We start from the raw sequence: 22,041 nt of genomic DNA, 5'->3' as shown, positions 1-22,041 counted from the left end.
ACATGGAGCCTGCAGAACTCATATCCGCCATACGCGCCGGGAGCCGCGAAGCCTTCGACGAGATGTGCGGCCGTTATTATGCGCCGCTGACGGCCTACGCACGCCTCTTCCTGAACGGGAACTGGGCGCAGGACGTCGTGCAGGACGTATTCGTTAACGTATGGGTGCGCCGCGAGGCGCTCGACCCGGGGCAGTCGCTCTACGGGTACCTGCTCCGCTCGGTCTATAACCAGTCGGTCAACTACGTCAACAAGCACCGCCATGCGTGCAGCTACCGCTCCTACTACCAGGAACGTATCGAAAGCATCGGCTACGCCTATTACGATCCCGACCGGAATCCGGTCATCGAAAAGCTCTACTCGCAAGATCTGCGCACGAGCATCAACGAGGCGATCGCAGCCCTCCCGGCCAAATGCCGCGAGGTCTTTTCGCTGAGTTACCTGCAAGGGTTCTCCCACCGCGAGATCAGCGAACGGATGGGGATTGCGCAGAGCACGGTCGAAAACCATATTTACCTTGCCCTGAGGCAACTGCGGGCGAAATTGTCGAAATCGGAGCTGATTCTGCTGCTGTTTTTCATTTTTTTGCAAAATAATTCCCATCCGCTTGGGTAGATTTCGCCCGTGGATTGTATACTAAACGGACACAGAACAAATGGACGATACGATTATAATGGACGCTGTCATACAGAAATACTTTGCCGGGGAGACTTCGGAGCAGGAGGAAAAATATCTCCTCGCGTGGCTGGAGGAGTCGGAGGAGCACCGCAAATACTTCTTCGAACTGAAGAGCCTGTGGGGGGCACGCTGCGTCTTCGAAGAGAGCACCGACCTGGCGCGCTTCGCATCGTTCATGCGCAGCACCGACCACCGGATCGGGAAGATAGCCGCCGGGGAGCGATCCGCCAGGCGCCGCAAGCTGGTGCGGTGGACGCTGGGGGCCGCTGCTGCCGTCCTGCTCGCCGTATGCGCCGGCACGGCATGGCATTTCCTTTCGGCACCCAAAATATACCGGGTTTACGAGAACACGGGCGATGCGGTGACGACCGTCACGCTCGACGACGGGACGCACGTGTGGCTCAACGCCCGTACGAGGCTGACGCTGCCCGAAGCTTTCGGCCCGACGCAGCGCAACGTGCAGCTGGCCGGTGCGGCCTTCTTCGAGGTAGCGCGGGACGAAGCCGCCCCGTTCGTCGTGTCCACCGACAAACTGCGCGTGCGCGTGCTGGGCACCTCCTTCTGCATGCAGGCCTACGAAGGTTCGCAGCAGGCCGAAGTCGTCCTCGAACACGGTTCCGTACGCCTTCAGACGCCCGCAGGGGTCAACCTGGTGACGCTGCAACCCGACCAGCGCGCCCTATACGACGCTGCGGACGACAACCTCGCCATTACGCAGGTCAACGCTTCGCACCTCGTGCTGACCCAGTACGATCTGGTGACGATGTCCGACGCTACGCTGCACGAGATCATCTCGCACATCGAGACGACCTTCGGCGTGCGGCTCTCGGTGGCGGGACGCTACGACGACAAACGCTATACGTTCAATTACCAGCGTTCCAATTCGCTCGAAGAGGTGCTCAATATCGTCGAATACCTCACGGGCGAGCATTGCGAGGTTATCTACCGCAAAAAATAACCCTACTGGGGAATACCGTCCGCCGGATTCCCGGGATCGGACGCACGCGGCACCGACGTCGGCTCGCGTACCGGAATGCCGGCAGAACCGCACAACAAAAAGAGGCTCCTTGGGAGCCTCTTTTATCGTTTCACGGAGCGCAGGCGCCGCGGGATCAGAGCGTCGAAAGCCAGTCGAGCGTGGCTTTCTGCCAGTCGTCGTAATAGCGGAAGCGGGAGTTCATGCCCCAGCCGTGGCCTCCCGACGGATAGATGTGCAGCGTGGCCTTGATGCCGTGTTCCTTGAGCTTCTGGTAGAACAGCGCGCTGTTCACGGCCGGTACCACCTTGTCGTCGTCGCAATGGAACAACAGCGTCGGCGGCGTGGCGGCATCGACCTTCTTCTCGAGCGAGAACTCCTGTGCAAGGGGTTTGTCGGCATCTTCGGCGCCGAGCAGCTGTACGAAAGTCCCCTTGTGACGTTTGTCCGGGTCGGCCGAGATCACCGGGTAGAAGAGGATCATGAAGCCCGGCTTCACGTCCGAAAGCGTCCCGACGCTCCCGGCGAGGTAACCCCCGGCCGAAGTCCCCGACACCCCCACTTTCGCGGGGTCGATGTTCAGCTCCGCAGCCATCGAACGCATCACGCGCAGCGCCTCGTCGGCATCGTTGCGCGGAACCTCGCTGTGGCCGTTGGGCAGGCGGTATTTCACCACCGCGGCCGTGATGCCGTTCCGGGCGAACCACTGGGCCTCCTTATGTCCGTTGCCGACCGAGAGCGACGAATAGCCGCCCCCGGGGAAAAACACGAGCGCCTGTCCCGTGGCATTGTCCCCGGCCTTGTAAATCCACATTTCGGCCGTCTGCGTGTTTTTCCACTGTCCGGGCTTGGATTCGACCTCGTCGCCCGAAAGCCCGTTCGAGGTGGGTGCCGTCGTGTTGTCCCACAGGACAACGTGGTAATCCTGCGCACAAATCGCCGACGACAGCATGAGGGCGAAGAGCAGGAGCATTGTTTTCTTCATAATTCGAGTTTTAGACGTTGGGATAAAGATAAAAATTATTTGTCAGTCCGTATACGGTGTTTCAACGGGGCGATGGCCGGGGGGCCGACGCTGAATTCCCCGAGGCCGAGCGCCACGAGGCGCTGCGTGGCGCGCGGGTCGGCGGCCAGTTCGCCGCACATCCCGGCTTCGATACCCGCCCGGTGCGCGGCGTCGAGTACCATGCCGATGCTGCGTTGCACGGCCGGGTCGAATGCGTCGCAAAGGTAGGCTACGCGGGGGTTTCCACGGTCGGCAGCCATCACGTACTGCGTCAGGTCGTTGGTGCCGATGCTGAAAAAACGCGCCCGGGCAGCCAGTTCGTCGGCGATGAATACGGCGGCCGGGGTCTCGATCATCACCCCCAGCGCTATATCGCGGTCGTAGGCAACCCCTTCTGCGTCGAGTTCCGCCATGCAGGTCTCGACAACCGCTTTGGCGGCGCGGAACTCCCCGACCGAAGCTATCATCGGGAACATCACCCGCACGTTGCCGAATGCGCTCGCGCGCAGCAATGCCCGCAGCTGGGTGCGGAACAGCTCCGGCATGGCCAGCGAAACCCGGATCGCACGCCATCCCAGAAACGGGTTTTCCTCCGGCTCGAAGTGCATGTAGGGCAATGCTTTGTCCCCGCCTATATCAAGTGTCCGTACAGTCAGCGGACGTGCCCCGCAAAGCTCCGCCGCGGCACGGTATGCCGCAAACTGCGTCTCTTCGTCGGGGAGCGCCGGGCCCTGCATGTAGAGGAACTCGCTCCGGAAAAGTCCGATGCCCTCGGCGCCTGCATCGAGCGCGCGTCGCACTTCATCGACGTTCGCGGCATTGCCCAGCACCGTGATCCGCCGCCCGCCGGGCGTAACGGCAGGCGCCTGCGCCTCCGCCGCGCAGCGGAACGCATCCTGGCGCAGCGATTCGAGCCGTGCGGCGTATTTGCGTCCGGTAGCCGGATCGGGGTCGACGATCAGCTCGCCCCGCTCCCCGTCGATTATCAGCCGGTCGCCGGTTCTGACCTGCCGCATGCACCCGGCAACGCCGACCAGCGCCGCGATGCCCTTGTTCCGGGCGATGATCGCGACATGGCTCGTCACGCTTCCGTGTGCCGTCACCAGCCCGGCGACCCTGCCGAAATCCATCTGTGCCGTATCCGAAGGCGCCAGTTCGTCGGCCACCACGATCGTCCCGGGAGCCAGTCCGGCAAAGGGGTCGTGGGCGGTTTCGCCCGACAGGACGCGGCGGATACGCGCGCATACGTCCCGCACATCGTCGGTACGTCCCCGCAGGTAGTCGTCGTCGAGCGCCGCGAACATGCCGCACACCTCTTCGCAGGCTTCGCCGAGCGCCTGCCCGGCGGACAGGTGCTTTTCCGCAATCCTTCCCTCGACCAGCCCGGCGAGCATCGGGTCGCCGGCCATCTCCAGATGGGCGGCGAAAACAGCCTCGCCTTCTGCCAGTGCGGACAGCTCCGCCTTCGCACGCTCCAGCGCCGCATGGAACCGCCCGGCCTCGGCCACGGGGTCGCCTGCCGCGGCCGTAGCAGCGGCGGATGCGCGGCGTTGCAGCACGAACGCTGTCCCGACGGCGATCCCCGCCGTCGGGATTCCTCGGATCGTGAACATCATTCGCGGATGCCGGCGATGAAATCCGTTACGGCCCGCACGGCGGCGGCTTCGTCGCCGCCCTCGGCGCAGACTTCCACTTCGGTGCCGTGTTTGAGCCCCAATGCCAGGAGCGAAAGAATGCTCACGGCACTGGCCTCCCGGGCCGCGGTGCGCAGGGTGACCCTGGCGGGCGCAAGCCCTCTGATTAACTTTACAAGTTCGCCCGCAGGCCGCGCGTGCATGCCGTTAGGGGCGGTGATCGTTACTTTTCCGGTTGTCATATAAGTAGTTATTTCAGTACTTCGTATATCGCCTGCGGATCGTCTTCGGTCGTCAGCCTCCGCAACAGTTCTTCGTCCCCGAATACCTCGCCCAGCCGGGCCAGGATATCGAGGTGGGCGTCCCCCACGCCGGCAATGCCCACTACGAGGTATGCCTTTTCGTCGCCGAACGCAACCCCGCCGGGGTATTGCAGCACCACAATGCCCGAGTGCAGGACGCACTTCTTGGCGTCGGACGTCCCGTGCGGAATGGCGATGCCCATGCCCATATAGGTCGTTGCCGACTCCTCGCGGCGCAGCATGGCATCCGCATATCCGGGTTCGACATATCCGCCCGCTGCGAGCAGTTCCCCAGCCCGCCGGATCGCGGCTTCCTTGGGTTCGGAGGGAAGCCCCGTCCGGATATTCCCGGGGCGCAAAACCTCGCCGGAAGACCGCCCCGCGGCATCGTCCGGCTGCGGGGCGGCCATGCGATCCGGGGCATCCCCCACCCTTCGCAGGCCGGCGTCGGAGGGCTGTGCATCCGCCGTCCCGGCAGGCAGACCGCCGGCTCGGGGAATGGCGTCCGCACCGTCCTGCTGCGCCAACCGGGCGAACAGGGCGTCGAGGGCCGGGTCTGCCAGGAAATTGTCGATCACGACCAGCGCAGCGCCATGTCCCGCTCCGGCGATCCGCCCGGCCAGCACGGACTGGCAGACAACGACGTCGGCATCGGCGGGAATGCCGTCCGCGGCACAGTTGCCGACCACCATGCCGATGCTCGCATCGGAGAGCCTTTTTCGAAACCGCGTGGCACCCAGCGCACTCGACCCCATGCCCGCATCGCAGGCGAAAACCACCTTGCGGATATGTGCCGGGAAGTACTGCGCGGCCTTTACGGCGGGCGCCCCGCCCTGCGTGGCGGGGATTGCGCCTGTCGGCATATCCTCCGCGGTGGCGGCACGCCGGACGAAGGGCGCCGCCATGAGCAGCGACACCGCCGTGGAGATCAGCACTCCGGCCAGCACGACGAGGGTCTGGCCTTTGGGAGCCATGGCCAGCACCGAAATGATGCTGCCGGGCGAAGCCGGCGCCACCAGTCCGGCCCCGGCAAGCGAAAAGAACAGCAGCCCGGCGGCACTGCCCGCAACAGGGGCGAGGATCAGCGCCGGGCGCGCCAGGATATAGGGAAAATAGATTTCGTGGATACCGCCGCAGAACTGGATGATTACGGCGCCGGGCGCCGACTGGCGCATATTGCCGCGGCCGAAAAACCAGCAGGCCAGCAGTACGCCCAGCCCGGGGCCTGGATTCGTTTCCAGCAGGAACATGATCGACTGCCCGGTTTCGCGGGCCTGCTCGATGCCGATCGGCGAGAAGATGCCGTGGTTCAGGGCATTATTGAGGAACAGCACCTTGGACGGCTCGACCAGAAGCGACACGAGCGGCAGCAGTCCGTGGCGGATCACGACCTCCACGCCGTTGCTGACCAGCAGCGTCAGCCCCGTCACCGCACCGCCGATGACCCAATAGCCCAGTATGGCCAGCAGCATACCGAGGATGCCTATCGAGAAATTGCTCACGAGCATCTCGAAGCCCGCCTTTATGCGTCCCTGCGTAAGTTTGTCGAACCACCGGATCGTATACCCGCCCAGCGGGCCCATGACCATGGCTCCGATGAACATCGGGATATCGCTGCCGACGATGACGCCCATGGCGGCAATGGCCCCGATTACCCCGCCGCGTTCGCCGGCGACGTTGCGCCCGGCCGTATAGGCGATCAGCAACGGCAGCAGGTAGGTCAGCATCGGGTCGACCAGGCGTGCCATCTGGGTGTTGGGCCACCATCCCGAGGGGATGAAGAGCGCCGTGACGAATCCCCACGCGATGAACGCGCCGATGTTGGGCATGACCATGCCGCTCAGGGCCCTGCCGAATTTCTGTATTTGTTGTCGCATAGCTTTCTTTCTTGTATATAATACAAGGAAAGCGCGCGAATCACCTATTCCGCAGGCAAAGAATCGCCCTGTTTTTTTTCGGGCGGCGGCGGATTTTGCCTTTTATTGCCCCCGTACGGTGCCGCGCCGGAGGCTCCCGCCAACAAAAAACCGCCTCCCCGGTCAGGGAAGGCGGTTGCATTATTGCACGGGCAGGTTACATCATCTCTTCGTAGGCGAACTGCACGGCACGGTTCAGGATCGCGATGAACGGCTGCGTGCGGCGGAACTCCGCGAGGGTTCGCTCCAGCAGGTCGTCCGAGAGCAGGAACTCCTCGGTGATCTTCTTGGCAATATAGAAATCCTTGAGTTTCAGCATCTCGGCATACTCGCTGTCGGCAGGGAATCCCGTAGGCACCCGCTTGAGCTTGTTCTCTTCGACGATGGCGAACCCCTTGGCCTTGCGGATGGCCGCCGCGATTTCCGCACCGTTGTCGAGGATCTCCTCGCGCACGCTGCGCAGCACGACCGGCTCGGGGCAGTAGAGCCCCGCCGAAAGCAGGTTGCTCCATACGAGGCTGTCGCAGCAGGGTTCGATGTGGAAATAGTAGCCTGCAAACCCCGACTTCTTGCCCTTGGGCGCGATATACGCACCTATATATGTTTTATAGGGCGACTTGTCGGGACTGAACCGCGTGTCGCGGGCGATGCGGTAGGTGCAGTCCTGCACCCTGAGGCCGCGCACCGTGGGGTCGAACTCGGCGATCCCGGCGATGAGCTGCTCCGTGAAAGCCGCGAAGCATCCCTTCACGTGCGCCCATTCGGTGCGGTGGGCGTCGAACCATGCACGGTCGTTGTTGTCGTGCAGGCGGCGGAAAAAGTCGATGACCTCTTTCATCCTACCGGAATTTTACCAGGCGAAAAGCGGATAGTCGGCCATCAGGGCGTTCACGTCCTTGCGTACGGCGGCAATATTGGCTTCGTTCTCGGGGTCGTGCAGCACCCGGTCGATCAGGCCGACGATGTAGTCCATCTTGTCCTCTTTCAGGCCGCGGGTGGTGATGGCCGGCGTCCCGAAGCGCAGCCCCGAGGTCTGGAACGGCGAGCGGCTGTCGAAGGGCACCATGTTCTTGTTGGTGGTGATGTCGGCCGCCACGAGGCACTTCTCGGCCAGCTTGCCCGTCAGCTCGGGGAATTTCGTGCGCAGGTCGACCAGCATCAGGTGGTTGTCCGTGCCGCCCGAAACGATCTTGTAACCGCGTTTAACGAACGCTTCGGCCATCGCCCTGGCGTTCTTCTGCACCTGCGCCTGGTACTCCTTGTACGAGGGCTCGAGCGCCTCGCCGAACGCCACGGCCTTGGCGGCGATGACGTGTTCCAGCGGGCCGCCCTGGATGCCGGGGAATACGGCCGAATTGAGGATTTGCGACATCATCTTCACGGCACCCTTGGGCGTGGTGAGCCCCCAGGGGTTCTCGAAATCCTTGCCCATCAGGATAATACCGCCGCGCGGGCCGCGCAGGGTCTTGTGCGTCGTCGAGGTGACGATATGCGCGTATTTCACGGGGTTGTCCAGCAGCCCGGCGGCGATCAGGCCGGCCGTGTGCGCCATGTCCACGAGCAGCAACGCCCCCACCTTGTCGGCGATGGCGCGCATACGTTTGTAATCCCATTCGCGCGAATAGGCCGAGGCGCCTCCGACGATCACCTTGGGCTTGCACTCCAGCGCCTTGCGCTCCATGGCGTCGTAGTCGATGACGCCCGTGGCCTCGTCGAGCTGGTAGCCCACGGCGTTGAAATACTTACCCGACATGTTGACCGGCGAACCGTGCGAAAGGTGGCCTCCGTGCGCCAGGTCGAGCCCCATGAAGGTATCGCCCGGCTGCATGCAGGCGAAGAATACCGCCATGTTGGCCTGTGCGCCCGAGTGGGGCTGCACGTTGGCGTATTCGGCGCCGTAGAGGCGGCAGATGCGTTCGATGGCGAGTGTTTCGACCTTGTCCACGACCTCGCAGCCGCCGTAATAGCGGGCTCCGGGATAGCCCTCGGCATATTTGTTGGTCAGCACGGAGCCCATGGCTTCCATGACCTGGTCGCTGACGAAATTCTCCGAGGCGATCAATTCGATGCCATGCATCTGACGGCTGCGCTCGGCGGCGATCAGATCGAAAATCTGGGTGTCTCTTTTCATATCGTTAAGGGTTTTACGAAATTCCGTTTACGGAGGGTAAAGTTAGTAATATTTGGCGAAAATCCGGCGGCGGCGGGACGTTTCAAAATATTTTTCTTAACTTTGTTCGTCTTTTGGACGAAAAAAGGAAAAACAGAATATTTTACCGAAACTCTTAATACGTTGAAAGTTATGAAATTACTCGAAGGAAAAGTGGCTGTCGTAACGGGTGCTGCCCGGGGCATCGGCAAAGCCATCGCACTTGAATTCGCCAAGGAAGGCGCCGACGTGGCGTTCACCGACCTGGCGATCGACGAGAACGGCAAGGCCACCGAGGCCGAGATCGCGGCGCTGGGCGTCAAGGCCAAAGGCTATGCCTCGAATGCGGCGAATTTCGAAGAGACGCATGAGGTCATCGACCGGATCGTGAAGGACTTCGGTCGCATAGACATCCTGGTGAACAACGCCGGCATCACCAAGGACGGCCTGATGATGCGCATGTCCGAGGCGCAGTGGGACGCCGTGCTGACCGTAAACCTCAAGTCGGCGTTCAATTTCATCCATGCCGTGACGCCCATTATGGCCCGCCAGAAGAGCGGTTCGATCATCAACATGTCGTCGGTGGTGGGCGTCAGCGGCAACGCGGGCCAGTGCAACTATTCGGCCTCGAAGGCCGGCATGATCGGCCTGGCCAAGTCGATCGCCAAGGAGATGGGCCCGCGCGGCATCCGCGCCAACGCCATCGCCCCGGGCTTCATCATGACCGAGATGACCGACAAGCTGCCCGACGAGGTGAAGGAAGGCTGGTACAAGCAGATCCCGCTCCGCCGCGGCGGCACGCCCGAGGATGTGGCCAAGGTCGCGCTGTTCCTCGCATCGGATCTCTCGTCGTATGTCAGCGGGCAGGTGATCCACTGCTGCGGCGCGATGAACTGCTAAAAGGCGGTACAGGCCATAGAAATACGGAAAACCGCGCCGCGAGACACCGGCCGAAAAGGAAAAGTGCCCGTCCGGACAAATCCGGCGGGCACTTTTCTTATATTCGCATCCTACCGGGAGTTCCGCACGCTTACGCTCCGTCGGCAGAAGCCTTTTCGCACTTCTTCGAGTCTGTCGCAGCGCTCCTGAAGCGGATCTCGTGCCCGCGGAACGGGTGCAGCCGGTGCCCCGGAATACAAGTTGCATCTTTTTTGCTATATTTGCCGTATGAAACGTCTGACAACCACCCTGGCACTCCTCGCCGCCGCGCTGTATGCGACGGCGCAGGAGGCTACGCTCCCGACACCCGACGCCAAGGCACTCGGCATGGGCGGCGTAGCCATGACGACCCTGTCGGGTTCGCACGCCATCTATAATAACTCGGCGACGGCCATCTTTTCGCAGATGCCCTCGCAGGTCTCCTCGTCCTACTACGGGCAGGGCGAATTCGATTATTATGCCGTGACCGGGTTCTGCCGGTTCGACAACGTCAACCTGGCACAGATCGGCTGGCGGCAATACCTGCGCGAACGGGGCAACAACGACATGGCCGTCGACCTGGGCTATTCGCGCCGCCTGGGCGACAGGTGGGCCGTCGGCATCGTGGGGCGCTACATGCACCTCAAACGCCCCGACGACACGGCCGACGCACTGGCCGTCGACCTGAGCGCGGCATGGTCGATGCCGCTGGAGAACGTCGGCAGCTACTCCACGCTGCGCGTCGGGGGCAAGCTGGGCAACCTGGGCGGATACCTCGGGAAAACGGACTATACGCTGCCGATGGATCTCACGGCAGGCGTGGCGCTGGATACGTTCCTCTCCGATGCCCACGAAATAACCGTCGGGGCGGACTGGGGCTACTATTTCTCCCCGGCACGGGTGCGCGGGTTCCAGATGTCCGTAGGCGCCGAATACAACCTCATGCAGCTCATCCAGCTGCGGGCAGGCTACCACTACGGCGAACGGCGGAATTACTACCCCACCTACGGGTCGGTCGGCGCCGGCGTGCGGTTCCTGCACCTGCGCCTCGATTTCGCCTACCTGATCGCACGCAAGGAGACACTGCTGCACAACACGTACAGCATCAGCTTCGGGCTCGATTTCTAAGGGATTTCCGGAACATGAAAACACCGGCCCGGGTACTTCCGGGCCGGTGTTTCGCATTCCGAGCCGCGGTGCCGGCAGGGTTTTCCGACAAATGACACCTGCACCCGTCCGCCCGGTATTCCGGCAGCCTATTTCCCGAGGTGTGCGAGGATTCCCTCACAGCCGTCTTCCAGCATGTCGAGCACCAGCTCGAAGCCCTCGGCCCCTTCGTAATAGGGATCGGGAACATGATCCCAGCCGGGATGGCGGCTGAAAAACTCCCGCATACGGAAGATCCTGGCGGCATCCGCACGCGACGGCGCCAGCCGGTGTACGTGCTCGTAGTTGCGGTCGTCCATCACCACGATCATGTCGAATTTCCCGAAGTCCTCCTCGCGGATCTGCCGGGCACGGTGCGTCAGTTCGTAACCGCGGCGCGACGCAGCCCGCCGCATGCGGGCATCGGGCAGTTCGCCCGTGTGCCCGGCATATGTCCCGGCCGAGTCGACCGCAACCTCCGCCCCGAGCCCGCGTTCGCGGACGATGTGCCGCATGATTCCGTCGGCAGCCGGGGAGCGGCAAATATTCCCCAAACAAACGAAAAGTATCTTTGTTTCCATGGCTGCAAAGATAGTACAAGACGCGAGGAGTGCCAAATTTATCGGGTCGTGCCGTGCCGCTGCCCGTCCAAAAGGCGGAGCCTGTGCCGGTAACCCGCGGTATAACAAGTCCGACACGTCATACATCCTAAATTCAATTTTATGTACCGAAACACGAACCACACCCCCTGCGGCGGGGATCCCGAAGCCGCAATCATCGCATTGGAACGGCGGGCACTGGAGCGGTGGAACCAGGGCGACCCCGACGGGTTCCTGGAACTCACGTCCGGCGACGTAGTCTATTTCGACCCGGCTCTCGGACGCAAAATCATCGGCAAAAAAGCCCTCGGAGAGTACTACGGCACGGTCAGGGGCAAAGTCAGGATCGACACGTACCGGATGATCGACCCCGTCGTGCGGTTGTCGCCGGGCGCTACCGTCCTGGCATACGATTACGAGGTTCTCAGGGACGGGCAGGTGTTCAGGATGCACTACACGGAAGTTTACACGGCCGCAACGTCCGGCGGTTGGGAGATCGATCGTACATACGCACTGGTCTTTCGCCCGGCAGGACGATTGAGGCGGTGCGGCGTTGCCGAATATTCGCTGTGCGGGGTTTGGAATGCAAATTGCACGGCACGGGGCATGGAAAAAAGAATCGGTGAACGGATCGCACAATGCAGGCACATGGATTGGGCCGTATTGTACATGCGCCTGTTCGCGGGAGGCATGATGTTCTTCCACAACATAGGCAAAATACAGGATTACAACGAGATCGTCAACTCGTATCCCTCTTTCGCATTCGCCGGCAGCCCGGCCGTATTCGTCATCGTCTCGCTCGTCGAGGTGGTGCTCGCCACCCTGATAATCATGGGCCTGTGGGTACGTGCCTCGGCCATCGTCATGGCGGCGGGAATCCTCGGGGTGCTGCTCTGGGGCGCCCCGGGCTTCGGGACGCTGGCATTCACCTGGCTGGGGGTCTATGTGTTCCTGGCCATGTCCGGCGGGGGGCTCTATGCGTTCGACACGGCCCTTTTCCCTGCGAAACGAAAAAATTGAACGAAGAGAACAATATTAGATCGCCTGCCGGTCGGTATGTTGGCGGAAATATTGTAACTTTGTCCCGATTTGTTTTCATTTAAAACCAAAAAACAGAATATAATGAAGATGAAAGTAATCGCGATGCTGGCGGCCCTCTCGCTCACGGCATCCGCAGCCGCAGCACAGGAACTGCCGCGCAAAGTGAACAATGTCGAAGTGCTCGACCTCGACGGCAAACCGGCCAAGTTGCCGTACTGGGGCGAGAAGAACCTGATGATATTCTATGTAGACCCCGACCGCCACAAGCAGAACAACGACTTCACGGTCGAGCTGGAGGAGAACCACCGTGCACAGGGGGACAACATCTACGGCTTCGGGGTGATGAACCTCAAGGACGCACCGATGGTTCCCAACGGCATGGCCCGCAACATGGCCAAGAAGCGCACGGCCAAGAACGGCGCGCTGGTGCTGGCCGACCAGGATCGTATCTTGAGCACGGCATGGGAGCTGGGCGACTGCAACAACCAGTTCGTGCTGATGATCGTATCGAAGGAAGGCGAGCTGGTATTCCTGCGCAAGGGCGTGCTCTCGGAGCAGGACAAGGCCGATTTCTACGAAACAATCGAGAAGTACAAATAGCCGGATGCTGCGCAGGATAGCCGTTGTATGCTTCGTCCTGGGTTTCGTTCTGCACGGACGGGCACAGGAGCAGGAGGTATACATCAACGGCAGCGATACGCTGCACTATACGTACACCCCGCTTCCGGGGCAGGAAGAGGAACCGCAGGCCGAAAAGCGCCCGCCGTTCCTGCGCCGCGTCGTAAAATACTTCGAAGGTTCGACCACCGACCGCACGTTCGAAAAGAAGATCGACTTCACTTTCGCGGGGGGCCCGAGCTACTCGAAGAATACGAGCCTCGGCATCGGGCTGCTGGCCGCGGGCCTCTACCGCATCGACCGCACGGACTCGGTGACGGCACCCTCGGACATCTCGATCTTCGCCAATGTCTCGATCTCGGGGTTCTATGCGCTGGGGGTCACGGGCAACAACATCTTCGCCCGCAACAGCAAGCGCATCGACTACACGGTAATGTTCGCCTCGGCGCCCCGCGACATGTGGGGCATCGGCTACCACGACGGGCGGTATAACGAAGAGGGGTCGTACAACGAAAAACGCTACCTCGTGAAGGGGCGCTACCTGCACCGCGTGCTGCCCAACACCTATGTGGGCGGCATCCTGAGCTTCGAGCACACGCAGGGCAAGAAATTCGACGCCCGCAGCGAGGGCTACCTGCAGGAGTACGGGCAGAAAACGCACTACACTGCCACCGGCATCGGAGCCATCCTCGAGTACGACTCGCGCGACTTCATCCCCAACCCGTACCGGGGCATCTATGTCAGCCTGGAGGAGACTTTCTACGCCAAGGGGCTTGGCAACTGCGGCAAGTCGCTGTGGCGCACGACCTTCACGGCCGACTGGTACCGGCAGGTGTGGAAAGGGGGACTGATCGCCACCGACCTCTACGCGGAGTTCAACTCCGAAGGCACCCCGTGGCCGATGCTGGCCCGCATGGGCGGTTCGCAGCGCATGCGCGGTTACTACCAGGGGCGCTATACGGACAACGACATGATTACCTTCCAGGTAGAGTTGCGCCAGCGCATCTGGCGGCGTATCGGCTGCACGGTATGGGGCGGTGCCGGCAACGTATTCAACAGTCTCGACCGGTTCGACTGGTCGGAAACGCTTCCCAACTATGGCGTCGGCCTGCGATGGGAGCTGAAAAAACGGGTCAATGTGCGGCTCGATTACGGCTTCGGCAAGAAAACCAGCGGATTCCTGCTGAGCCTGAACGAAGCTTTTTAGGTTAGTAAAGATATGAATGCTGATCCGAACAAACATAACCGACAACGGACGGTCAAAACCCGCAGCCGTTTCACCACGCTGCTGACCGTCTATTTCTTTGTCGCGCTGATTATCCCCAACTGCGTGCTGGCCAATACCGAACCCTACTCCGTCTGGACGGTCGAGGCGCTGATACTGATGCCGTTGGGATTTTACATGATGTGGAGCGTGGCGCTGCGCCGTTCGGGCATAATGATCTGGCTGGCGTTCCCGTTCATTTTCCTGTGCGCGTTCCAGATCGTGCTGCTGTACCTCTTCGGCAACTCGATCATCGCCACGGACATGTTCACCAACTTGGTGACGACCAACCCGGGCGAGGCGGGCGAGCTGCTGAGCAACATCTACCCCTCCGTGATCCTGGTCTGCGTGATGTACCTGCCGCTGCTGTGGTTCGCCGCGCGCGAAATCGGGCACAAACGGCAGATATCGCGCACCACGCGCATGAACGTCGGGCTGACCGGGGCGGTGCTCATGGCGCTGGGCATGCTGGCGCTGTGGCCGGCCTACCGCGTGAGCGAAGACCGGCACGTGCTGCGGGACGAGATCTTCCCGCTCAACGTGCTCTACAACGTACACCTGAGTGCCACGGAATTCCGCAAGGCCTACAATTTCGAGGAGACCTCGGAGGATTTCACCTACGGCGCGTCGCGCACGGCCCAGGCACCGGGGCGCGAGATATACGTCTACGTCATCGGCGAAGCCTCGCGTGCGATGAACTGGCAGCTGTACGGTTACGGCCGCGAGACGAATCCCCGCCTTTCGCAGGTCGATGACCTGGTCGTTTTCCGCGACATGCTCACGCAGAGCAACACCACGCACAAGAGCGTGCCGCTGATCCTCTCGTCCGTTGCGACCGACGAACATCCCGAACTCTACCGCCGCAAGGGGCTCCCGGCGCTGTTCAACGAGGCCGGTTTCGAGACCTGGTTCATCTCCAACCAGTCGCCGCAGGGCGCCATGATCGACAAACTCGCCCGCGACGCCGACCACCTGATCTATATCCGCTCGCCGCGCCACGACATGCAGCTGCTGGACGAGGTGCGCCGCGCCGTGGAAAGCAACAAGGCGCAGAAGATGCTCTTCATACTCCACTGCTACGGCTCGCACTTCAGTTACCACCAGCGTTACCCGCGCGAGTTTGCGCAGTTCCGCCCCGACGACGACGTGGCGATCTCACGGGAACACGTGCAGACGCTCCGCAACGCCTACGACAATTCGATCCTTTACACGGATTTCTTCCTCTCGGAGACGATCCAGTACCTGCGCGGGCTGCGCGGGACTTCGTCGGCGCTGCTCTACTGCGCCGACCACGGCGAGGACATCCTCGATGACAGGCGCGAACGGTTCCTGCACGCTTCGCCCACGACGACGGCCTACCAGCTCTACGTCGCTTCGCTGGCGTGGTTCTCCGACGCTTACCGGCAGAATTTCCCCGACAAGGCCGCTGCCGCCGAGGCAAACGCCACGGCGCCCGCCACGACCCATGCGCTGTTCCACACCATGGCCGACATGGCTTCGATCCGGGGGAATTACATCGACACGGGCGTGTCGCTGGTCAACGCGGACTACGACCGCACCCGGCCGCGCCGTTACCTGAACGACCACAACGAGGCCGTACCGTTCCGCAAGACGGGCCTCTCCGCAGAGGATATGAAGGTGTTCCGCAAATTCGGCATCGAGCCCTGACCTGCGCCGCGACCGTGCGGCTTGTCGCGGGAACGATCCGCATACGGCACGAAAACAACAAAGGCTGCCCCCAAGGACAGCCTTTGTTGCGTCTACGTAGTCAGCGATTATTTCGCAGCCTCTACGGAAATCTTGCGGAATTCCTTCATCAGCTTCGAAATCTCCAGTGCGGACTTGCGGGCACGGGTACCGGCAGCCTTGTTGCCTTTCTCCACCTGTGCTGCTGCATTTGCTGCGAATACTTCGTATTCGGCATTGATCTTTGCTACTAATTCTTTCATAACTTTTATATTAATTTGGGTTTGTTATCAACGCAAAGATATAAAAATTATCTAAACATCATCATTTGCAGCCAAAAAAATCAGCCTTTTTTAGCATAAAATCCCCTTTTTAACTAACTCTCACCCTGTTCACGGTACGTTTTTTGTCCCTGCAAGGGCGTAAAACATCCCGGTATGAACAGACTTTTCCTTATCACGGGGCTGCTCGCCGTACTCCTCGCGGGGTGCCGCAGGCACAAGCCCCAAACCGCCATGCCCCCGCTCAGGGTCGGCGTGGCCGAAGCCGTCACGGACAGCGTCCCCAACCGCATGGAGTTCATCGGTTACCTGGCGAGCAATTTCGACGCGGTGATCCAGCCGCGCGTGAACGGCTACCTGCTTACGAAGCAGTTCGCCAACGGCATGCCCGTGAAGCGCGGGCAACTGCTGTTCACGATCGACCCCGACCAGCTCTCGACCTCGATGCTCGCAGCCGAGGCCGCCCTGCAATCAGCCCGGGCACAGGCCGTCGAAGCCCGCAACAACTACGACCGCGCCGTGCCGCTGGCCAGGATCAACGCCATCAGCCAGTCGCAGTTAGACCAGTATACGGCCCAGTACAAAGCCGCCGAAGCCACCGTCCGCTCGGCCGAGCAAACCCTCAGCAGCGCCCGCATGAACGTCGGCTACACGGAGCTTCGCTCGCCCATCGACGGCATCATCTCCAACACCTCGGCACACGTGGGCGACTACGTGGGGCCGGGCACGCAGTTCGGCGTGCTGACGACCATTTCGAACATCGATACGCTGACCGTCGACGTGGCGATCCCTATGGCGCAATACCTGCGCGCGGCGGGGCCGCGCACCTCGATCTTCGACAACGCGGGGCTGCTTACCGACATCCGCCTGATGCTGGCCGACGGCACGGTATACCCCTACGAGGGGCTTTACGACTACACGCGCAAGGACGTGTCGAGCACGACCGGGACGCTCGTGCTGGTGGTGATGTTCCCCAACCCCGACCGTTCGCTCAAACCCGGGCAGTTCGCCCGTGTGGAGGCCAACGTCGGCCCGGTACGGCCGCGCGTGGTCGTTCCTCAGGCGTGCGTGAGGCAGGCACAGGGCGTCAACTCGGTCTGGGTGGTGCGCCCCGACAGCACGGCCATGTACCGCCGGGTGATCCCGGGTGACACGTACGGGACGATGTGGTGCATCGACGAAGGGCTTATCGACGGGGAACTGGTGGTAACGGCCGGGCAGCAGAAACTGCACGACGGTATGAAGGTCATCCCCGAAAAAAAGTGACGCCATGGAGAAATTTTTCGTTTCGCGCCCGATCTTCGCCCTGTCGCTGGCCATCGTCATCGTGCTCGTGGGGCTGATTTCGATCCTGAACCTGCCGATCGAACAGTACCCCGACATCACGCCGCCCGTGGTCGAGGTCTCGGCCACGTACGACGGCGCCGATGCCGAGACGGTCAACAACGCCGTGGCGACACCCGTGGCGCAGAGCGTCATGGGCGTAAGCGACATGCTCTACCTGCAAACCACCAGCGCCAACGACGGTTCGATGGTCATGCAGGTGACCTTCGACATAGGCTCCGACCCCGACCTGGACGCCATCTTCACCCAGAACAACGTCTCGTCGGCCACCGCACAGCTCCCGCTGACGGTCACCAAGCAGGGCGTCACCACGCGCAAGACCATGACCGGCTTCCTGCTGGTCTTCTCGCTGCACAGCGACGGACGCTACGACGCCGAGTTCCTCTCCAACTACGCCTACATCAACCTCCAGAACGAGCTGCTCAAGATCAACGGCGTGGGCAAGGTGTCGATCATGGGCGCCGGCGAGTACGCCATGCGCGTATGGCTCAAGCCCGACGTGCTGAAATACTACGGCATCCCGGTCTCGGCCGTCACCGCGGCCATCGAGAACCAGGGAGGCATCTACCCCGCCGGGCAGTTCGGGGCCGAACCCGCGCCCGACGGCACCACCTATACTTATACGGTGACCATGCCGCCGCAGATCACCACCCCCGCGCAGTTCGGCGATATCGTGGTCGTCACGACTTCGGAAGGCCAGCAGATCCGGCTGTGCGATGTGGCCGAGGTTTCGCTCGGCAGCCAGAGCTACGGCGTGAGCTCGCTCTTCGAGGGCAAGCCCACGGCCATGATCGTCGTCTACCAGCAGCCCGGCAGCAACGCCGTGGAGGTGGGCAAGAAGGTCAGGGCGGCGATGGCACGGCTCGAAAAACGCATGCCCGACGGCATTGCGGCCACCACGATCGTCGACACCACGACCAGCATCGACGCCGGTATCCGGGACATATTCCACACGCTGGTGATCGCCCTCCTACTGGTGATCTTCATCATCTACCTCTTCATCCAGGACTGGCGGGCGACCGTCATCCCGCTCGTGGCGATCCCCGTCTCGCTCATCGGCGCCTTCGCGCTCTTCCCGCTGCTGGGGTTCTCGGTCAACATCATCTCGCTGCTGGGGCTGGTGCTGGCCATCGGCCTGGTGGTCGACGACGCCATCGTGGTCGTCGAGGCCGCGCAGGTCAACATCGCCGCCGGCATGCGGCCCCGCGCCGCGGCGCTCGAAGCCATGAAGAACGTCGCCTCGCCCATCGTCGCCACGACGGTCGTGCTGCTGGCCGTATTCGTCCCCGTGTCGTTCACGGGCGGCATCACAGGCCGGTTGTTCCAGCAGTTCTCCATCACGATCGCCGTCTCGGTGGTGATCTCGGCATTCAACGCCCTGACGCTCTCCCCGGCGCTGTGCGCCCTGCTGCTGCGCCGCCGCGAACCGCCGCAGAAAGGCTTTTTCGCCGCTTTCAATCGCTGGTTCTCCCGCAACATGGATCGCTATACGGCCTTTACGCCGACGCTTATCCGCCACGTGACGCGCACGGGCGTATTCATCGCCGTGGTACTCGCGGTCATCTTCGTCGTATGGCGCAAGCTGCCCGCCGGGTTCCTCCCCGAGGAAGACCAGGGCTACGTCATGGTGATGGTCTCCACGCCCGAAGCCTCGGCGCTGCCCGTCACGCAGGCCGCCATGGAGGAGGCCGACGCCGTGATCCGCACCCTGCCCGAAGTGGCCTCGACCTCGTTCGCCGCAGGTTTCAACATGATGGCGGGCATCGCCTCGACCGACAGCGGCATCATCTTCGTCTCGCTGGTCGACTTCGCCGACCGCAAACTCTCGGCCATGGAAATCGCACAGAAACTCACCGACGAGCTGTACGTCGCTGTGCCGGGCGCCGAGTGCTATGCCTTCATCCCGCCCTCGATCCCCGGGCTGGGCATCACCTCGGGCGTATCGGTCGAGGTGCAGGATCTCGAAGGGCGCGGCACGGCCTACCTGCTCGCCCAGGCCGGACGGCTGATGGATTCGTTGCGCAAACAGCCCTCGATCGCCTCGGTGACCACGCAGTTCAACGCCGGGGTGCCCCAGCGCCGCCTGCGCATCGACAAGGAGCAGGCGCTCGCCGCAGGCGTCGACCTGGGCGTGCTGTACGGCGACCTGACGACCCTGCTGGGAGGCGCCTACATCAACAACTTCTCGCGTTTCGGCAAGCTCTACCAGACCTATATTCAGGCGGCCCCCGAATACCGGATCGACAAACGCTCGCTCGACAATTACTACGTCGCCTCGTCCTCGGGCGAGAGCGTGCCCGTATCGTCGTTCGTGGAGGTCGTCGACACGGTGGGCGTGGAATACGTCTCGCAGTTCAACCTCTACCGCTCGATCTCCCTCACGGTGACGCCCACGGCGCGCGCCTCGACCACGACCGTCATGCAGCAGATCACCCGTACGGCCGGCGAGGTGCTGCCCGACGACATCGGCACGGCGTGGAGCGGCACCTCCTACCAGGAAGCCAATGCCTCGAAGACGGGCGGGCTGGTCTACCTGCTGGCGCTGGTGTTCGTCTTCCTGGCCCTCGCGGCGCTCTACGAGTCGTGGGGACTGCCGCTGGCGATCCTGATGAGCGTCCCCGTCGCGGTGCTGGGCGCCGTGCTCTTCATCGGGGTATCGCACCTTTTGGACGCCTTCTTCGTCAACGACGTCTACATGCAGATTTCGCTGGTCATGCTCATCGGCCTGGCGGCCAAGAACGCCATCCTGGTCGTGGAGTACGCCGACCGGCTGTTCAACGAAAAGGGCCTGTCGCTGATGGACGCCGCGATCGGCGCCGCCAAACTGCGCGTGCGGCCGATCATCATGACCGCCTTCGCGTTCATCCTCGGCGTCATGCCCCTGGTATTCGCCAGCGGGGTCTACGCCACGGCACGCAACATCATGGGCGTGGCACTGGTGGGCGGCATGCTGTTCGCCACGCTGCTGGGCATCTTCGTCTACCCGGCACTCTACTATTTCGTGGGGCGCATCGGGAATTTCGAACGCCGCCGCGAACGCAAAAAACAGGAGGAAAAACTATGAAAACCGGATACCTTACCCTAATCTTCGCACTCGCCTGCGCGGCCTGCACACCCCGTTTCTACCCGCCCAAGATCGACGTGCCCGACGGCTACCTCTACGGCGAAGGCTTCCCGCGGGACACCGCGGCACTCGCCTCCGACTGGTGGCGGCTGTTCGGGGACACGGTGCTCGCCAACCTCGTGCAGCGGGCGCTGGAGAACAACCGCGACGTGGCCGTAGCGGCTTCGCGCGTGGAAGAGGCGCGGCAGAACCTCGGCGTCGTGCGGGCGCAGTTCCTGCCCCAGGTGGGCATAGGCGTCACGGCCGAGGGGGAATACACGCCGCAGACCAAGATCGTACAGACCTACGCCGTCGAACCGTCGCTCTCGTGGGAAATCGCCCTGTTTGGGCAGCTGCGCAACGCCAAACGGGCGGCCAGGGCGCAGATCGCCTCCTCGGAATGGGCGCTGCGGGGCGTGCGGCTGTCGCTGGCCGCGGAGGTCGCCACGACCTACTTCACGCTGCTCGAATACGAACGCGACCTGGCGATCGCCCGGCGCAGCTGCACCCTGCGGCGCGAATCGGCCGCACTGATCGACTCGATGTTCCGCTACGGCATGTCGGACGGCGTGGCGCTGGAGCAGGCACGCAGCCTGGTCTACACGGCCGAGGCGGACATCCCGCAATACGAGCGCGCCGTGAAGCAGACGCGGCTGTCGCTCGACATACTGCTGGGCGAAACGCCGCAGGCGGCGGACAGCACGGGCTCGGGGCTGCGCCTGCTCGCAGACCGCCATCCCGCCGACATCCCCGTAGGGCTTCCGTCGGAACTGCTCAAGCGGCGCCCGGACATCATGGAGGCGCGTTACAATATGCTCCAAGCGGCCGCGAATGCCGGGGTTGTACGCGGGGCAAGATTCCCGTCCATTGCACTGACAGCCAAAGGAGGAATAGCCTCCAATTCGATCAAAGGTTTAACTTCGGCAAACCCTTGGGCGTGGGATGCGCTGGGCTCGCTCACGCAACCCCTGTTCGCCTTCGGCAAGCTGCGCCGCTCGGAGCTGGCGGCCATGGAGCGTTATACGCAAGCGGCAAAGACTTACGAGCAAACCGTGCTGACGGCATTCGCAGATGTCGAGAAGGCGCTGGTCGCCATCGCCACCTACCGCACCCAGACAGAGCGTTCCTGCGAACTGGTCGTTTCGAACGACCGCATCGCCACCATGACGCAGGCGCTCTACCGCAGCGGGCTGTCGGACTACCTCGACGTAATTGACGCCCAGCGGAGCCTCTACCAGTCGCAGATGGAGCTGGTGAACATCGCGGCACAGCAGTACATCAACTACGTGAACCTCTGCAAGGCACTGGGCGGCGGGTGGTAAGGCCGCCCGAATATACCCACAAATGGGGATTGCATATCCGGCCGCAAAGTCGTATCTTT

Annotated in this window: 19 protein-coding genes; 11 read left to right on the top strand and 8 right to left on the bottom strand. The window is 62.4% G+C overall.

The features are described from left to right. The first annotated feature begins 2 nt into the window (after positions 1-2). Positions 3-614, top strand: a complete 612-nt coding sequence (locus B3C38_RS10585; RefSeq protein WP_141405608.1) for an RNA polymerase sigma-70 factor — start codon at positions 3-5, stop codon at positions 612-614. 40 nt (positions 615-654) lie between these two features. After that, positions 655-1,635: a FecR family protein gene (locus tag B3C38_RS10580; protein WP_286727041.1), complete on the top strand. Its 981-nt coding sequence runs from the start codon at positions 655-657 to the stop codon at positions 1,633-1,635. A gap of 154 nt (positions 1,636-1,789) precedes the next feature. Here B3C38_RS10580 and B3C38_RS10575 read toward each other — a convergent pair whose 3' ends face one another. The 6 genes from B3C38_RS10575 to glyA all read right to left on the bottom strand — a co-directional run bounded on the left by B3C38_RS10575 (position 1,790) and on the right by glyA (position 8,642). Beyond that, positions 1,790-2,638, bottom strand: a complete 849-nt coding sequence (locus B3C38_RS10575; RefSeq protein ID WP_022333191.1) for an alpha/beta hydrolase — start codon at positions 2,636-2,638, stop codon at positions 1,790-1,792. A 35-nt stretch (positions 2,639-2,673) separates the two neighbouring features. Then, positions 2,674-4,275 (bottom strand): phosphoenolpyruvate--protein phosphotransferase, encoded by a 1,602-nt coding sequence (gene ptsP, locus B3C38_RS10570; RefSeq protein WP_286727040.1) that lies wholly within the window; start codon positions 4,273-4,275, stop codon positions 2,674-2,676. Beyond that, entirely contained in the window at positions 4,272-4,535 is a 264-nt protein-coding gene (locus B3C38_RS10565; RefSeq protein WP_237958177.1) for an HPr family phosphocarrier protein, read from the bottom strand. The genes ptsP and B3C38_RS10565 overlap by 4 nt, the downstream gene beginning before the upstream one ends. An 8-nt stretch (positions 4,536-4,543) precedes the next feature. Further along, positions 4,544-6,472, bottom strand: a complete 1,929-nt coding sequence (locus tag B3C38_RS10560; RefSeq protein ID WP_286727039.1) for a PTS mannitol transporter subunit IICBA — start codon at positions 6,470-6,472, stop codon at positions 4,544-4,546. 196 nt (positions 6,473-6,668) lie between these two features. Continuing rightward, a complete protein-coding gene (locus B3C38_RS10555; RefSeq protein WP_195622563.1) occupies positions 6,669-7,349 on the bottom strand; it encodes a DUF2461 domain-containing protein in 681 nt (226 codons plus the stop codon). Positions 7,350-7,361: 12 nt separating this feature from the next. Further along, on the bottom strand, positions 7,362-8,642 hold the full coding sequence (gene glyA, locus B3C38_RS10550) for a serine hydroxymethyltransferase (RefSeq protein WP_141405605.1): 1,281 nt from the start codon (positions 8,640-8,642) through the stop codon (positions 7,362-7,364). A 171-nt stretch (positions 8,643-8,813) separates the two neighbouring features. On the opposite strand from glyA, the gene fabG reads away from it, so the two are divergent. Both fabG and B3C38_RS10540 read left to right on the top strand, forming a co-directional pair. Beyond that, positions 8,814-9,560 (top strand): 3-oxoacyl-[acyl-carrier-protein] reductase, encoded by a 747-nt coding sequence (fabG, locus tag B3C38_RS10545; RefSeq protein ID WP_018696030.1) that lies wholly within the window; start codon positions 8,814-8,816, stop codon positions 9,558-9,560. Positions 9,561-9,827: 267 nt separating this feature from the next. After that, entirely contained in the window at positions 9,828-10,706 is an 879-nt protein-coding gene (locus B3C38_RS10540; protein WP_022333184.1) for a PorV/PorQ family protein, read from the top strand. 128 nt (positions 10,707-10,834) lie between these two features. Here B3C38_RS10540 and B3C38_RS10535 read toward each other — a convergent pair whose 3' ends face one another. After that, the gene (locus B3C38_RS10535) at positions 10,835-11,305 is read right to left on the bottom strand and encodes a low molecular weight protein-tyrosine-phosphatase (RefSeq protein ID WP_055201853.1); all 471 of its coding nucleotides are present in this window, start codon (positions 11,303-11,305) and stop codon (positions 10,835-10,837) included. A 141-nt stretch (positions 11,306-11,446) separates the two neighbouring features. Here B3C38_RS10535 and B3C38_RS10530 point away from each other — a divergent pair, with 141 nt between their 5' ends. The 4 genes from B3C38_RS10530 to B3C38_RS10515 all read left to right on the top strand — a co-directional run bounded on the left by B3C38_RS10530 (position 11,447) and on the right by B3C38_RS10515 (position 15,914). Further along, entirely contained in the window at positions 11,447-12,343 is an 897-nt protein-coding gene (locus B3C38_RS10530) for a DUF4440 domain-containing protein (RefSeq protein WP_286727038.1), read from the top strand. A 102-nt stretch (positions 12,344-12,445) separates the two neighbouring features. After that, positions 12,446-12,964, top strand: coding sequence for a hypothetical protein (locus B3C38_RS10525; protein ID WP_055201849.1), 519 nt, complete (start codon positions 12,446-12,448; stop codon positions 12,962-12,964). A gap of 4 nt (positions 12,965-12,968) precedes the next feature. Continuing rightward, entirely contained in the window at positions 12,969-14,189 is a 1,221-nt protein-coding gene (locus B3C38_RS10520) for a BamA/TamA family outer membrane protein (RefSeq protein WP_055210235.1), read from the top strand. Between the two features lie 12 nt (positions 14,190-14,201). Then, complete coding sequence (locus B3C38_RS10515) at positions 14,202-15,914, top strand: lipid A phosphoethanolamine transferase (RefSeq protein ID WP_286727037.1); 1,713 nt, start codon at positions 14,202-14,204, stop codon at positions 15,912-15,914. Positions 15,915-16,021: 107 nt separating this feature from the next. Here the strand turns inward: B3C38_RS10515 and B3C38_RS10510 are convergent, their stop codons facing one another. After that, positions 16,022-16,195, bottom strand: coding sequence for a histone H1-like protein Hc1 (locus tag B3C38_RS10510; protein ID WP_022333176.1), 174 nt, complete (start codon positions 16,193-16,195; stop codon positions 16,022-16,024). A gap of 174 nt (positions 16,196-16,369) precedes the next feature. On the opposite strand from B3C38_RS10510, the gene B3C38_RS10505 reads away from it, so the two are divergent. From B3C38_RS10505 to B3C38_RS10495, 3 genes are read left to right on the top strand one after another with little or no spacing between them, the layout of a single operon-like run. After that, positions 16,370-17,479: an efflux RND transporter periplasmic adaptor subunit gene (locus B3C38_RS10505; RefSeq protein WP_286727036.1), complete on the top strand. Its 1,110-nt coding sequence runs from the start codon at positions 16,370-16,372 to the stop codon at positions 17,477-17,479. A gap of 4 nt (positions 17,480-17,483) precedes the next feature. Further along, positions 17,484-20,621 carry an efflux RND transporter permease subunit gene (locus B3C38_RS10500; protein ID WP_286727035.1) on the top strand — a complete coding sequence of 1,046 codons (3,138 nt, stop codon included), beginning with the start codon at positions 17,484-17,486 and terminating at the stop codon, positions 20,619-20,621. Continuing rightward, positions 20,618-21,982 carry an efflux transporter outer membrane subunit gene (locus B3C38_RS10495; RefSeq protein ID WP_286727034.1) on the top strand — a complete coding sequence of 455 codons (1,365 nt, stop codon included), beginning with the start codon at positions 20,618-20,620 and terminating at the stop codon, positions 21,980-21,982. The genes B3C38_RS10500 and B3C38_RS10495 overlap by 4 nt, the downstream gene beginning before the upstream one ends. Positions 21,983-22,041 lie beyond the last annotated feature (59 nt).

Source organism: Alistipes sp. UBA1686 (assembly GCF_002320215.1).
Lineage (GTDB): Bacteria > Bacteroidota > Bacteroidia > Bacteroidales > Rikenellaceae > Alistipes > Alistipes onderdonkii.
The sequence above is the reverse complement of the archived record's forward strand: the minus strand, read 5'-3'. Positions and strand labels throughout refer to the sequence as shown.